Annotated in this window: 15 protein-coding genes; all 15 read right to left on the bottom strand. The window is 35.6% G+C overall.

Annotated features, from left to right (window positions below):
- Positions 1-196: 196 nt before the first annotated feature.
- Entirely contained in the window at positions 197-766 is a 570-nt protein-coding gene (locus EKM63_RS09420) for a PBECR4 domain-containing protein (protein ID WP_125706004.1), read from the bottom strand.
- A gap of 689 nt (positions 767-1,455) precedes the next feature.
- Positions 1,456-1,641, bottom strand: coding sequence for a CsbD family protein (locus tag EKM63_RS09415; RefSeq protein WP_125706002.1), 186 nt, complete (start codon positions 1,639-1,641; stop codon positions 1,456-1,458).
- A 26-nt stretch (positions 1,642-1,667) separates the two neighbouring features.
- Positions 1,668-1,805: a hypothetical protein gene (locus tag EKM63_RS09410; protein ID WP_125706000.1), complete on the bottom strand. Its 138-nt coding sequence runs from the start codon at positions 1,803-1,805 to the stop codon at positions 1,668-1,670.
- A 12-nt stretch (positions 1,806-1,817) separates the two neighbouring features.
- Complete coding sequence (locus tag EKM63_RS09405) at positions 1,818-2,063, bottom strand: GlsB/YeaQ/YmgE family stress response membrane protein (RefSeq protein ID WP_029606488.1); 246 nt, start codon at positions 2,061-2,063, stop codon at positions 1,818-1,820.
- A 116-nt stretch (positions 2,064-2,179) separates the two neighbouring features.
- Positions 2,180-3,166 carry an N-acetylmuramoyl-L-alanine amidase gene (locus EKM63_RS09400; RefSeq protein WP_125705998.1) on the bottom strand — a complete coding sequence of 329 codons (987 nt, stop codon included), beginning with the start codon at positions 3,164-3,166 and terminating at the stop codon, positions 2,180-2,182.
- A gap of 3 nt (positions 3,167-3,169) precedes the next feature.
- Positions 3,170-3,496, bottom strand: a complete 327-nt coding sequence (locus tag EKM63_RS09395) for a hypothetical protein (RefSeq protein ID WP_048702652.1) — start codon at positions 3,494-3,496, stop codon at positions 3,170-3,172.
- A complete protein-coding gene (locus tag EKM63_RS09390; RefSeq protein ID WP_125705996.1) occupies positions 3,496-3,792 on the bottom strand; it encodes a hypothetical protein in 297 nt (98 codons plus the stop codon). The genes EKM63_RS09395 and EKM63_RS09390 overlap by 1 nt, the downstream gene beginning before the upstream one ends.
- Positions 3,789-4,175, bottom strand: a complete 387-nt coding sequence (locus EKM63_RS09385) for a hypothetical protein (RefSeq protein ID WP_125705994.1) — start codon at positions 4,173-4,175, stop codon at positions 3,789-3,791. Before EKM63_RS09385 ends, EKM63_RS09390 begins: the two co-directional genes overlap by 4 nt.
- Positions 4,176-4,333: 158 nt before the next feature.
- Positions 4,334-5,842, bottom strand: a complete 1,509-nt coding sequence (locus EKM63_RS09380; protein ID WP_125705992.1) for a BppU family phage baseplate upper protein — start codon at positions 5,840-5,842, stop codon at positions 4,334-4,336.
- On the bottom strand, positions 5,843-6,274 hold the full coding sequence (locus EKM63_RS09375; protein WP_125705990.1) for a hypothetical protein: 432 nt from the start codon (positions 6,272-6,274) through the stop codon (positions 5,843-5,845).
- Positions 6,271-7,341: a hypothetical protein gene (locus EKM63_RS09370; protein WP_125705988.1), complete on the bottom strand. Its 1,071-nt coding sequence runs from the start codon at positions 7,339-7,341 to the stop codon at positions 6,271-6,273. The genes EKM63_RS09375 and EKM63_RS09370 overlap by 4 nt, the downstream gene beginning before the upstream one ends.
- Entirely contained in the window at positions 7,338-8,534 is a 1,197-nt protein-coding gene (locus tag EKM63_RS09365) for a prophage endopeptidase tail family protein (RefSeq protein ID WP_125705986.1), read from the bottom strand. Before EKM63_RS09365 ends, EKM63_RS09370 begins: the two co-directional genes overlap by 4 nt.
- On the bottom strand, positions 8,534-9,373 hold the full coding sequence (locus EKM63_RS09360) for a phage tail domain-containing protein (RefSeq protein ID WP_048702643.1): 840 nt from the start codon (positions 9,371-9,373) through the stop codon (positions 8,534-8,536). The genes EKM63_RS09365 and EKM63_RS09360 overlap by 1 nt, the downstream gene beginning before the upstream one ends.
- A 2-nt stretch (positions 9,374-9,375) precedes the next feature.
- Positions 9,376-14,217, bottom strand: a complete 4,842-nt coding sequence (locus tag EKM63_RS09355) for a phage tail tape measure protein (protein ID WP_125705984.1) — start codon at positions 14,215-14,217, stop codon at positions 9,376-9,378.
- Positions 14,218-14,448 (bottom strand): hypothetical protein, encoded by a 231-nt coding sequence (locus EKM63_RS09350; protein WP_048702641.1) that lies wholly within the window; start codon positions 14,446-14,448, stop codon positions 14,218-14,220.
- Positions 14,449-14,450 lie beyond the last annotated feature (2 nt).

Here is a 14,450-nt window from a genome sequence, read left to right as displayed (position 1 = left end):
ATTCCCATACGGGTGATATTTTAACTATTTTATAACATTTTCATTTTTATAAAAGGGCTGTAAACGTTGAGTTTACGGCTTTTTTATTTTTTGCATATTCTAAAGCATTCTAGATTTTTATATAGTTGTCACACAAGTGTCACACAAATCACGCAAAAAAATACCCACACCTAAATTGGTAGGTGTGGGCTTTTATTTATATCCATTTTATCTGATTAACTCTAGTCTTTCGCCTAAGTTCATAATCGTTTCTAAGACGTTCTATATGAAGCGTTGTTGGAATAAACTCATTTCGGTCTTTTGCTTTCCTAAGTCCAAAAACAATACAGTCTTTGGTTCGAGGGTATAAAAAAACAATATCCAAAAGTAATCTATTTGGCTTCATGTCACGTGTCACAACACATGCCTCAATGTCTTGATCATAAAATATCCTGTGCAAAAAGTTATATGACAACATACGTTGTGAAACTTCATGCCACTTATTATTCGATCGTGAATTTTCTTTTGTTAATCTTAAATTATCAACATCTGATAATAGAAGAGTAGCACGTTTTTTACGCAACTTATTCCACCCCATTAGATGAGGGAAATCATTTCGATTAAAGGAAATGACAAAAGAACTTAGTAAGTTGTAGTTTGTTCGCACTTCGACTCTTTTACCTGCAAAATTACTTGTATAATCATCTAACATTGCCTTAAAATTGATATCTTTTTGACTATCAATTATTAATCGATTTAACGGAACATCTTGGGAATTAATCGTCATATACTTTCCTTAAAAAAATAACCGCCCTTCAGATGAAAGACGGTCAATGATTTACGATACCGAATTGGAATAGTCTCCAATTGGGACTAGGGGTAGATTTAAGCCTCTACCTAGCAACGTAGCGTATCGCCAACTACATTATATACTGAACGACATTAAGCAAGAGGCATTTATAAACGACTTGCTTCAACAAACATATTAACAGGTAGTTAATCAATTTTCAAATTTTTTTGATCATAAACGTTACACTGATGAACAAAAAAATCAAGAAATTATCCTCAATTCAAGTTTAATAAAACTCTCATAACTTATATAACAAAAAAAGCCCACACCTGAATTTATAGATGTGGGTATTATAATTGTTCAAATAAAAAAAGCCCGACTTGACAACAGCATATGGCAAGCTAGGCTTCTGAAACGGGCAAGACTACTGAGCTTTGTAGTCAAGAGGTACTAAACATTCAAAACTTAATACAATTTTTTGTTACACATTGATTCGAGTTGTTCACATTTGGCATAGCTATCATTGCCGAGTTATTAATCGCAATTTTCATTCATTAGTCAGCAGTGCGGCAGATGTGGGATTGAGCCCCCGCATCTGCTTTTTTGTGTTTACACAATAACACATACTTTAATTTATATCCAATAAAAAAACCAAACCTAATTTAATAGGTATGGTTAATTCAATATTACTTTTCAGACTTCTTGTTAATCTTTTCAGCAACCTTATCAACAATATTGTCGGTTTTTTCTTTGGCTTGTCCAGCCTTTTCTTGAATTTTACCTTTTAACTCTTTCTTATCATCGTCAGTTGCTTTTCCAACTGTCTCATTAGTTTTTCCTTTAATCATATCCTTTTTGCTTTCAATACTCATATTAACATCTCCTTTTGAATGTATTCTTAATGAACCTTTTTTTGTAATTCATCGCCAGCTTTATCTATACCTTTAGCAGCAACAACAGTTCCTCCTATAAGTACACCTCCAACTACTAAAGTACTAACTGCCATGAAAGTAAAAACACCTTTTAATACATTCATCTTTTATCCTCCTCAAGCTTTTTTTCTTACTACGAAGGATACAATCAATACAAGAATGATTGCTCCAATCAACGATGGAACGATTGCCATTCCTGCAAGTTGCGGACCCCATGATCCTAATATTCCTTCACCAATGAAGGATCCCACAATACCAGCTATTATGTTAGCAATCCACCCCATAGATTCTCCTCTATTGGTAACTGCGCCAGCGATTGCACCAATAACTGCACCTACTATTAGAACCCATAACCAATGCATAAAATCACTCCTTTTTATATTTATAATTAGATGCTAATATATTGAGACTATTTTTGCAAATTATAACAAAAAAAAGCCCACACCTAAATTAATAGATGTGGGTATTATTGTATCTTTTATCCCTTGAATCCAGAACCTTGCTGGAATTTAACTGGGATATATTCATCTGTGGAAACTTGATAGCACCAGCCTACATTAGGTACTTTAAATAGTTCTTCACCAGTTGCCCATGAAGTGCCACCTTTAAATACTTGGTTGCTGTCCTTGATACTTTGACCTTTAGAATTGTATGCATTAACTCCATAGCCGTCTAAATAATTGATAACGATCTTACCTGCCTTGTCAGTCACTGATTGTGGAATGTAAGTATCATTACCAATTTTAAAGTATGCTTTTTTGTCACGTACTAGAATATCAGCTGATTGCCATGCCGTGCCACTAAGGATATCAGTCCCAATATGGGGAACGCCTTTGCTATTTGTTGTGGTAAATGCTTTGAAGTAGTCAGCTGTCACAGTCACCACATTATTAATAGTGGCTTTCTTCTCTGGTTCGGGCTCGTCATCAAATCCGTTTGCAAGGTCATATGCTAGCTGTGATTTAGTGATACCCATGCTTGCAAAGTAAGGGTAAGGGTCAACATGATCACCACCAAAATTATTAGTTACCCATTGATGCGTCTTGATTCCATTGCCCCCACTGTCTAGAGTGAGCGGGATACCGTAAGCATTAGCGTAGTAGCGAGCTACTTCCACATACAACCGATAGGCTTCTCTAAATTGTTGCTTGTCTCCTGTTCTTGCAAACTCAATTTGTACGGGTGCGTATGGGTTAGCTGTTAATGCTCCCCATGATACGTAGCCTGGTTCACCGATTTGGTAAACTTGCGCCTTGCCATCCATATATCCAACAAAGAACTGCACGTAAGCACTGCCATAATTGTTATGCATGAATTGTACTTCATGCAGTAACGCTTGTGAATCTCGCTTGTCGTTATCGTTTCCCGATTCATGAAGAATAATGAAACGGTTAGAAGCTAGACGTGTATCGCCTTGGTAGTCGCCAAGCGTATACGTTTTATTAATGATATTAGGATTAAACATATTCTATCCTTTCATATCCAAATTTTTTTGTTCTTTGGTTGGTTTCCACTCGGTAGAATATCCACCAGCAACGCCTTTGATACCAGTGAATAATCCTGCTGTGGAAGCACCAACAAGGAAACCAGCAAGGCAAGCCTTGCCCAGTTCCTGCTCGTGGAAAATCAATCCAATAATCAATCCAGAAAAAATACCCACAGCCATTGCGATAAAAGGCATGTAGGTATTTTTGATTTTAGTTTGTTTTAGTGCTTGAGTAATTGCGTAAACAATCACCGCCATAATGACTAACTCCGCTGAGTTAATCAAGTTCATTCCCATAATATAATCCATTAATTTTCACTCTCCCAATCTTGAAATTTACTATTCAAGGCACTCATTTGCCTTGTTAATTGATCAATGATTTTACTTTGTTCATCAATTTTCGCATTTAGTTTTATAACTTGTTCTTTCAACTCGTCCCGTTCATTAGTTATCTTATCTAATCTATCCCACATGATATCAGTGTGTTCAGCGTATACAGATTCATTTGAACTTGTGTTCTTTAACTTCTGTCCCCAAACGCCAAACATGCCCGATACAATAGCACCACCAATAGCCGAGATAATAATTTTCAGCGTATCGTTCAACGTGGTATGCCCCAAATCGATTCAACCATCACACGCAACACAATGAAACCTGTGATGATTGTTGTGTATCTGGGGATAGTAAAAGGACCAACTATATCATGCAATAAGAAAATGATGAAATAGAAGGTCCAAATGAATAAGAGTGTAAATGTAACAACCGCCTTATTTGCTTCCGTAAAATGTTTGGATACTGATATCAGTGTGACGTAAAAACCCACAATCATTAGCGTGATAGCAAACGGCGCATCATCCACTACTTTGACGAATACGGGCATATGCAGGGGTTGATCAACAAAATTATTATCTAACCCGAAGAACATTCCTAGGATAAAAGTCTCCAATCCTGTGATAGTCCAGAACCTGTTCTCTCGCACGTATTTCATGTCGTCACCTTCTTTAGTAGAATTCTACAGAATCAATGAGTGGCAATACAGCGTAATTTGCAGAGCCCATACGTTGCCATAGATATCCATATCCAAACGTAATTTCTACGGTAATGTCTTCTAAAATGATCTATTTTTTCTTTCATATATGTCCACCACTATGCCGCATCTCTTTGATCTACATATTCATTTGTAGAAATCCTGAAGCCATGAATGGTGTTACCATTTTTATCAATACCATTAATAGTAGCGTCTACATAGAAAGTGCCACTAATTGGTCTAGAAACATTTTGTAGACAATCATTATATAATCTTGGATTTGAGGCTGTAATCGTTACATTATTAAAATTACCCTTGATAACTTTAGTCACATCATAACCTTTGATCCATTCATCAGTTGAAATTTGATAATAGTCTTCTCCGTTATAAGTTCCATAGTGTGACGCCCAGAAATCTTGTCCTGCTGATATCGTTCTGCCAGGCACTCCTGATTTACTAATAACTTTTGAATCTCTAATAACACCAAGTTTTTCCAGATTGGAGCTAGTCTTACCTATATTAGTAATAACAGTGGTATCAGTATTACCGCCACCAGTATTACCGCCAGTATTACCGCCAGTATTACCGCCACCAATGTTGCCACTGTCGTCATTTCCACTTCCACCAAGATCTGGATCTTTAACGTTATAAGTAGTGGTTAATACAATTTTTGCATGGTCGTGAGTATTGTTTTGCACAACAACGTCACCATTAGTAAGAATAGATATAAGTACTGGTTGCGCATCGTGTCCGTCACCGTCCATAGAGATACCATGTCCAACTTTTTCGGCAATTGGACGTACTTCACTTGGTAATGTACAGATAGTAGCTGAACTAGAGTTATAGGAGTTTGCAGAAAGTGACAACAAGACCTCGTCACCAATCATTGATAATGATGTCTGTCCAAAGCCAGTGTAATTTGAGAATGGATCTTTCCAAGCAATCGAAGATACATCAAAACGTTTAGGTTCAATGTCTTTGATATTGTTTTCAATGCTGGTTACTTTGTTGTCAAATATATCCTTTGTGACGATGTTGTTTTTGGCAATCTGATCTGTAATATTATCGATGGCTTGCTTCAATCCATCATATTTATCCGTTGCTTCTTTTGAAATATCATTAAAGTAATTGATTGTGTTTTTTACTTTTTCATCGACTTGAGAACTAAAAGGATCGCTGCCAATATTCAAATTATAAAAATCATTCGGTAAAACGTCTAAATTAAAATTGATTGTCGCAATAACTTGATCCTTGTTCTTAACCTCAATTACACAGCGTTTGTACTGTCCAGCAGTTGCCATCGCCTGTGAAGATAATGCAATCACAACTCTTCCTGCTTGCCACGTATCGCTTTGGTCTGCAGAAATTACTTTGATCTTATCTCCAGCATCTAAGCCATATAATGTTACAGATGAGTTATCCTTATCTAACTGATGAGGTTGGTTACCATCATAAAACCATAATTTCAATTGTGGACCATTTTCACCCTGTCTAAACCGCTTATTGAATGAATATGTAACTAGATCTACTTTATTTAAATCAATTTTGATATATCCATCTTTAGTGATATCAGGAGTTGCTGGCAACCAAGTATCTTGATCCAAGATATCTTTAATATTTTCGTCCATTTATTTTTCCTCCTTGTAAATAAAAAGACTGGTATCAAGTTCGTTAATAAAATCATCAACGGCTTGCCAGTCCTTGTTAAATATTTCTATATATGTTTTGTTTAATTCTAACTGCTTAGGTATTTCTAGATAAATATGTTTGAACTCATCATGAGTCACTAAATTAGCAACTCCTGCTTCGTTTAACATATCTATAGTGTTGTTCAATACTTCATTTAATAATTGATAATCATCATATGTAATACAGTACAGTTCGACGTCATCTTTACTTCCAAAGAGCTTTTTAAATCTAAGAGTATAACTTCTATCAGTCATATATAAGCTTTGTAATAGCTTATATACTTCACTGATTCGATTGTGGATCTCGCTAAAATTTTCATCAGTATCCTTTAAAAAACGAATATAAGAGGTATCCTCAGTAATTTTTATCATCTAATTGCACCACTGGGAAACTTCCAACGAATTGTCTTTGTATAGACATTTGGCGTGGTTTTTTCACGCAATGTAACTAGCATATTGAAAAAGTCCATTGATTTAGCATTTGCCGCTAGCATATTGTTGAAAGAATTAAATGGAATAATGTTGCCATCACTGCCTAACATATTAAAGAATACCGTGTAATCTTTATCGACGGCTTTCTTAATGTTAGGTGCTGAATAAGCCAAGTGCCGGGAATTCGAAATGTAATATTCCGAATACACCTTATTCCAATCCTCTGTTGTTCCACCATTGTTGTAAAGATCGGCGGTTTGAACTTTAGAAACGTTTGTGAACCATCCTAAGTCGATTTCCTGCATACTGAGAATATAATCAAAATAATCCTTCACTGCTTTAGGGAACTTCTTACCTTCAATTTGTCCATTAATAGTTGTGACAATATCGTCGATATTTTCTTTAGTGTATATATCATCTAATTTTTCTTTGATAGCATCGTTTACGGCATTAATAGTTTCATCTTTTGTCAAATACTGGCTTAGATCTGTACTACCCCCACTAGATTGAGCAAATTTATTATCAATTTCATTTTTGTCATAATAATTACTCATATCAGGTTTATACGCTGCTATTGCATCAGCTATTGCTTTCTTCATTTCATCAGTGGTCGAATAATTAGAAAAATCTACAGAAGAAATTTGTTTAATTAGTTCATCCACATCAGCTTTTGTGTAGTAGTTTGATAAATCTGCTTTTGGAATTTTATCGATGATACTGTCAATTTGTTCTTTGGTATAGTAATCGCTTAAATCGGTTCCTGTTGCCATAAGCTCTTTAACTTCCTCCTTCGTATAATAATCTTTTAAGGAATTCTTGATCGAATCAGAAAGTAATTGTTTAATTTCTTCCTTAGTAAAATAATCAGTGAGGTCAATATTTGTACTAGTGCCTTTAATTAGATTGTTTACGAACTTAGTCAGCCCTTCAACAGAATCATCATCGGCATGAGTTTTTGCATATGCCCGATTACCTTCAAAATCAGAGAGCTGCATTATTTTTGTCATTTAACCTCACCTACTTCCCATAACTTATTACTTTGATTATTTCCATTTGAATTATTCGTAATGTTACTAATCTTAGAATCAATTAAATTAGTAATTGTGTTTTTGGTACTATTTTCAAGATCAAAGTAAGTCTGAACCGTATTATTAAAAGTAATTTGCTTGACCTGCTCAAAGTTGAGTAAGGCCTTTTTTATTCCCACAACTGTAACATTAGTATCTAAGTTCAACGGTTGAACTTTTAACAGAACACTTTCACCTTTTAGAAAATCATCGTCTCCATAATAGGTAGAAGTTAATGTAATTGCTGGTTCGGATTTCATCTGCGATAATGCTGATTTCTTAGCATCATCAGCGTTCTGTGATTTGTCATCATTGATATCTTCTCCAGCTTTTTCTCCGAAACGAGCAATAGAATCCTCATCTCGCACTTCAAATGGTGGAAAAATATAATCAGGCTTAGTATTGCCATCAGTTGATTTAGATTTACTAGAATCAGAATCATCAGTCTTATCATCTGAACTATCATCAGTTTTAGTGGCTTCTTTTTGACTTGGATATACCATTGCAATGTTTTGTAACTCCGTAGTATCCGCAGATAATTTAACATCTGATGTATCGTGATAGTAATGAATTACTCTACCGTTATCCTTTTTAAATTCAGATTCAGACCATATATCAATATGCCGATTATCAAATGTATAAACCGACCCTTTCCATGAATCAGTAATTTTACTCAGCACATCTTTTAAGGAACATTTACCCATATTGTCAAATTGAACTGGCTGAAAATCTCCATGAATTTCATAGGTGAATCCACCGGTCTTTTGACCATTCTTAGTGACATAATCAAATAATCCTTTAGGTGTAAATCCAAATGAACCGTCCATACTTTCGTTGGTTCTAACATAGGTGCATTCATAACCAATGTGTGTGGCTTTAACATCTATAGTATGTGTTGAACCTGATAGTGTTGGTTCAGATGTTTTAATCACGAATTCTTGACCATCTGCGATTATATGATTCTCGTTAGTAAGTAGGCTAAAAGCTAACGAGTGATCATCAAAAGCTGTAAATGACAATTCATAGTTGCTATTTTTTTCCCAATCAATGATAAAAGTTTCAGGTTCGATACAATTATTCAGTAATTCTTCATACTTACCGGTACGTTCTTTAACTATTATTTTTTCGGTCATTAGAAATATAAGAACGGAAAACTAAATGTTATATCTGGATTGTCTAACCCAGATACAGTGAAATGATTATTTCCCTTGACCAGACTGATTGTTCCGTGGTCAGTGTCAATGCCACAAGAAGTATCATCTAAAAATGGATTGATACCATTAATAGTCAGCGTTTGGCCATCCGTTAATCCTTTCTTATAAGTAAAAGTTTCATTCGAAGTAGTATTAGTTAAAACCACATTATTTCCTGTACCGGTAATTTTAATCACTAGATCATGTCGTTGCTCCAAAGGCTGGATATCAACATCACTTGGATTATAAACATTAAAGTCATTAGATTTAAAATGATATGAGTAATCTTTGTCTCTTGGAAGATTTAACCCTATTTGGTAATTTCCATTGAATTTAAATATCTCATCTGAATTAACAATTGATTGTCTAAAACCTGACAAATTATTAAATGTGACTGAAAAACTCTTTTCTGCATAGTCCACTCTTGTCATCGTAAATGGTTGTGGATAGCAATAAACCACCAAAGCAGGGCTTACCGAACTCCGTAATCTCATTACCGCACGACTTGAAAATAGATCATAAATTTTATGTTCTAAAAGATCGAGCTCATATGCATTTCGAGCATTTATTAAAAAATCAGCTTGAACAGTTGTGGCATCGTAAGTAATGGCGCCTTGTTGTATCTGACCATCAATACCTGTTGGAGTATATGTATTCATCTTGGGCTTAGGAGTGCCATTAACCAAATTTAAAAAGGCAAACTGATGATTAGCAGTAATTGCAATCTCCGGTTCGCCTTGTTTTTTTATGTATAATGTCTGCATATTAGATACTTGCATAATTAATAGCCCGCCTGAAAGTCATGCATTCTTTTTGAACCTGCCATTTGTTGTAAAAAGCTGTCCATTCCTGAACCGCCGTTACCATTGCTAGAAACGATTGCAGAAAGAATATTTTTCAATAATGAATTCTGCTCTTGTGTAGCCATTAATTGGGACTGCATCGTATCATTTAATTCATTATTTTGATTTTCAGTGTTGGGTGTTGACTGACCTCCATTCATATATTGATTTGCTTTAACCATTAAATCTAAAGCTCTTTGCTTTCTATTCAGTGGGATAACTACTTCAGGCCCAGCCTCGCCAACGATTGCTTTGGTTTCTGAGGAAACGAAACCACCATTTGCCATACGCCTGTGACCTTGAGGTCCAGAATGCAACCAATCAATTTTAGATACACCCCAAATACTTGTTGGACCAATAGAACTTTGCCATGCACTGTTATTGAAGAATGCAAGCAACTGATCAAAAGGATTCATAATATTATGGTGTCCTTTGACAGCATAGTAGTTGAATGTTGGTGGCGTATATTGCAAAATACCGCGGGCTTCATTACCTCCAGAGTTAACATCATGAATTTGTTGAACGATATTACGACCACCAGACTCTGACTGGATAACTGCTTGCAACATCTTAATGAACGAAGCACTCGGGCTAACTTTCATCATTGCTGCTGCCGCCATAATCATTTTAGGATCATAATTACCACCCATTGAGAAATCCATACTTTCCAATTGTTTCTTAAATGGTGCTGAAATAGCCTTTAAAAATCCATTAGACAGTGCAGTACCAAATTTTCTTTCAAATTGACTGCCATCAAACTTAGTTTTGTTAAAGAATTCTTTCTTTAACAATTTAAGTGGATTCTTTTTTATATCATCCAAATGATCTAATAAGTAACTCATCATATCATTCTCAGCATCACCTTTACCATTGGCGTGATGTGGAAGCGAGTTTACCATACTCATGAAATTCTCTGATAAATGATGCGGTAATATCGATGTTTCTGGTGATAAATATCTGATCTCCTCGCCTTTTGTTCCTACAGGATATATTCCGTTTGATTTATCATAAGCAAGTTCATAACCTTCTTCTCCAACTACTGCTAATCCACCAGGAGCGCCTGAGGTACCAGTTGCATATTTAGCCATCCCCAGTTTCTTTCCACCAAATGCACTTATAACAGTATTTACACCGCCAATACCTTTGTTGATTTTGCTTATCACACTTGACATGGACTTTGAAGCAATACCAGGAAGTTGGTTAAATCCACCCTTAAATGAATTAACGACTTTATTTAACCAACTCTTCCACTCGCTCATAAACGAATTTGTAAAGTTCTTCTCTCTTGACTTCAATTTGTTTGTATCACTGTTAAACGTTTTAACAATAGTAGACATACGATTCTTTAAATTACTATTTGCATTCTTCCAAACATTATTCCAACTCTTTTGGAATGTTCTATCAAAAGATTTAAGACTCTTCTCAATACTCTTAGTTGACTTGTTGAAATTAGAAGCAAATGTGTTGCTCTTGGTGGCCTTGTTTGCTGTATCAATTTGCTTCTTTAGTACAGTTCCAATATTTGTTTTATTAAGAGTTTTTGTTAATGAAGTAAAATCCTTTTCTAATTTTCTAAAGGGGTTTGATTTACCATAGCTTTTAAGAAATTTATTGAGAGTGTTGAATGCTTTACCAACCTTATTAATTGGTTTTTCGAATTTAGTCCAACTTGGAATACTCTTCTTGATACTCTTGTCCAAATCCTTAATCTGCTTAGCTAATTTATTTTTCTTGAGATTCTTACTCATTTTATTCAAGTAATCATCTAATTTACTTTTCTTAATAGCCGTCAACTCTTTGTTGGGGTTATTTTTCTTCAAGGATTTCTTGAGACCACTTAATGCCATCTTATATTTCTTGATAGCAGCAACCATATCTTTAACATTCTTAATATCTTTTTTAGATACGTGTGTTGTTGCGACTTTTTTAATAGCCTCTTTTGTAGTGACTTTTTTGCTTGGTTTGTTTAAGTCATCTTTCGCCTTCTTGGCTTTCTTTAATGCTTTCTCATACTTTTTAACATTTGCTCTAGCTTCATCAAGTGCCTTTTGATTTCCGCCACCCATTCCAGAAGTCATATTTCTTTGTTGAAGATCTACTTGAGCTTTTGCTTTCTTCAACTGTTGTTCAATTCTCTTCGTGCTTCCTTTAGGCGCATCAATCTTTATCTCTTTAAATCCTTCAAACCATTTCTTGACTTTGGGTGCTGCGAACTTACCAATCTGGTCTCCAAGTTGTGAGCCAATCATTGCTCCTACAGGTCCACCCAGAACAGCTCCTATCCCGGTTCCAAGGGCTGTACCAATTGCACCACCGGTTGATTGAATACGTTCCTTAGGATTCTTGGCGTTTATTGCTTTAACAACATCAAATCCTACTTCCACAGCGCTCATACCTAAAGCAAACTTACCCATAGTAGATTTGCCCATAGCCATGATATTAGAACCCATCTGACTTGAAGAAAGCTTTGAAGAAAGTTTGTTGTTGAAGCTTGTTGCGGTATTATTCGCTAAATTGCCTGCTTTGATTGGTAAGTCACTTTTTTTCAAAGATCCAGACAGTTTACTGAACAATCCAGTTATTTCGTTTAGTTTTAATGCAAAGTTGGACATTTTATTTACGGCCCATATAGCTGCAATCGACCCGCCAATTACCTCAACAGCATTCTTATGCTTTGCCAGATTAGTAACAAATTCATTCATAACATGTAAAGGATCTTTGGCTTTTTTCCCATTAGAAGAGACAAGGCCAAAAAGACCACCAATTACTTTTAATGTTCCAGCAAAAGTATTCCAAACACCTTTAGCCAAATATCCAACGATCTTCCCTGTATTAGTTACGATTCCTTGAACATCTTCATGATGTTGACCTAAATAACCGAAAAAGGCTGCAACATTATCAGTCAAATGACCGACAGTTTTTCCAATTCCTTGAATATCTTTTTCAAATTCTTTTGAACCAGCACCTTTAGCGAGTTTATCGCCAATTTGAGTGATCGCAGGAAGAGCGTTAGAGGCGATTGTCATAGTAATAGAATCAAATGCTTGCTTTAATCTATCTAATGCGACTTTACCAGTCTTACTATTCTTTTCAGCCAACTTAGCTACATAGTTATTTTTTGATGACTCTTCGACTTTTTTATTCAACTCACCTAGCTGCTTGGCATTATCAGCTAAAATCAATCCGGCTTGTTGTCCTGTTGTACCAAAAATACTGTGAAATAAATCAACTTTACTTTGTTTACTCATTCCTCGTGTATGTTCATTGAGCAGACCAAAAATGTCAGTCATTGACTTGAGCTTTCCATCTTGTCCAACGAAATCCTTGGTACTCAATCCCATCTGACCTAAAGCATCAGAAGCACCCTTAGTTGGAGAAATAAGACTATTAATTGCTTTTCTTAATCCGGTACCGGCCTTATCTGCTTCAAGACCATTATTACTTAAAATACCCATAGCACTTGAAGTTTCGGCTAAACTAAATCCTGCTTGATGAGCCGTTGATCCTACATAAGACATTCCAATTCCTAAATCAGAGAAATTGGTAGCTGTCATATCAGCAGCATATGCAAGATCGTTAACTGCTGTCTTGGTATTCTTAATCATCCCTTTAGTGGAATCAGTTCTCATACCAAATGCTTCTAAAGTTTGCGAAGATACTTTTACAACGTCAGCAAAATCGTCACCGGATGCAACAGAAGCTTGTAGTTCAGAGCGCATTGCTCCTAGTGCTTGCTTTGAGTTATAACCACGTTTTACAAGATCTTGATATCCTAAAGCAATTTCATTTTGAGATTTACCGTATTTCAGCGCATATTGCTGACCATCTTTTTGCATCTCAGCAACGTTTCTTGTAACTTCACTAACCTTTTCTCCGCCAGTTACAAGTAAATTGCTAGTAACCTTAGTAGTATTTTGTAGTTCAGTAGCGTTTCGTGCTCCGCTTGCTAATGCAGCACCCAAAGCCGTACCCGCAAGTGTTGCAGTTAAGGCAAGATTCTTCAAATGAGAAGCTGTATTTTTAATGGAGTCCCGAGTCATTGATAGAACTTGCTTACTTTTACCAACGTTCTCTCTGAAACCAACAAAGTGTGTGCCAGCAATTCCCAATTGAGTGCCTAACTCACGATATCTTGAATTACTTCTGCCTATTTCAGCACCAAGCTCATTGACACGAGTCTGTTGCTGTGAAAATTCTTTTGACGTTGATCCGCTATACTTTTTAACATTTTGAAGTTGTTTGGATTCTTTTTCATATAATGAATTTAAATCAGTAATTCGTTTCTTGAGAGCTTCTCTTTCAGTTGAATTGGCTTTGATACTTTGGCCTTCAGCTTTGTACTTTTCGATTAGACTATCAGTGACAGATTTAGTACGTTCAAGAGCATCTTTTTGTTTCATTATTCCTTGATTGTATAAATCTAAAACATTCTTAGCACGTTCTTGTTGCTGAGACATGTTGCTCATTTGTCGAGTCGCATTGTTAATTTTACTGGCCAAATCGGAATACTTTTTAGACCCTTCAGATGTGGAGGTGTCCAAAAGCTTCATTTCATCTTTAAGTCTATTGATATAATTCTTCTGACCTTCAATGGAACGATTAAGACCGTCAACCTTTGACTTATATGCATTTTGGTAGTCGCCATTGGCTCTCAAGACCGCTTCATTTGCTTTCCACTCTGAAGTGAGAGCACGTACTTGGTTTTTCAATGACTTGATTGAGCCTTCCGACTGAATGGTATCAATATGAATACCAGTGTTTAATTGCATATCTTTTGCCATTTATTTTCCTCCCTTCTGAAAAATTGATGCAATCCCACCCGTTCGAATGAAATCGCCTAAATTCATTTGTCCAACGTCATTATTTGGATTTTCATTTTTTCTTTTTTCACTCATAACTTCTACAAGCAAAAAATAAGGCTGGGATTCGACAGTTTCGATATCCCAACCCATGTTTTCCATTAAGCCTCGTTCAAAATCTAAGAATTCATTTAAAACCTCTGAAGGAGCCACAT

It is taken from the genome of Companilactobacillus mishanensis (assembly GCF_003946505.1).
Classification (GTDB): Bacteria; Bacillota; Bacilli; order Lactobacillales; family Lactobacillaceae; genus Companilactobacillus; species Companilactobacillus mishanensis.
This window is presented reverse-complemented; position numbering and strand designations above follow the sequence as displayed.

Excerpts from the sequence above, each read along its gene's own strand:
- EKM63_RS09420 (WP_125706004.1), bottom strand. The coding sequence starts at position 766 with ATGACGATTAATTCCCAAGATGTTCCGTTAAATCGATTAATAATTGAT.
- EKM63_RS09415 (WP_125706002.1), bottom strand. The coding sequence starts at position 1,641 with ATGAGTATTGAAAGCAAAAAGGATATGATTAAAGGAAAAACTAATGAG.
- EKM63_RS09410 (WP_125706000.1), bottom strand. The coding sequence starts at position 1,805 with ATGAATGTATTAAAAGGTGTTTTTACTTTCATGGCAGTTAGTACTTTA.
- EKM63_RS09405 (WP_029606488.1), bottom strand. The coding sequence starts at position 2,063 with ATGCATTGGTTATGGGTTCTAATAGTAGGTGCAGTTATTGGTGCAATC.
- EKM63_RS09400 (WP_125705998.1), bottom strand. The coding sequence starts at position 3,166 with ATGTTTAATCCTAATATCATTAATAAAACGTATACGCTTGGCGACTAC.
- EKM63_RS09395 (WP_048702652.1), bottom strand. The coding sequence starts at position 3,496 with ATGGATTATATTATGGGAATGAACTTGATTAACTCAGCGGAGTTAGTC.
- EKM63_RS09385 (WP_125705994.1), bottom strand. The coding sequence starts at position 4,175 with ATGAAATACGTGCGAGAGAACAGGTTCTGGACTATCACAGGATTGGAG.
- EKM63_RS09380 (WP_125705992.1), bottom strand. The coding sequence starts at position 5,842 with ATGGACGAAAATATTAAAGATATCTTGGATCAAGATACTTGGTTGCCA.
- EKM63_RS09375 (WP_125705990.1), bottom strand. The coding sequence starts at position 6,274 with ATGATAAAAATTACTGAGGATACCTCTTATATTCGTTTTTTAAAGGAT.
- EKM63_RS09370 (WP_125705988.1), bottom strand. The coding sequence starts at position 7,341 with ATGACAAAAATAATGCAGCTCTCTGATTTTGAAGGTAATCGGGCATAT.
- EKM63_RS09365 (WP_125705986.1), bottom strand. The coding sequence starts at position 8,534 with ATGACCGAAAAAATAATAGTTAAAGAACGTACCGGTAAGTATGAAGAA.
- EKM63_RS09360 (WP_048702643.1), bottom strand. The coding sequence starts at position 9,373 with ATGCAAGTATCTAATATGCAGACATTATACATAAAAAAACAAGGCGAA.
- EKM63_RS09355 (WP_125705984.1), bottom strand. The coding sequence starts at position 14,217 with ATGGCAAAAGATATGCAATTAAACACTGGTATTCATATTGATACCATT.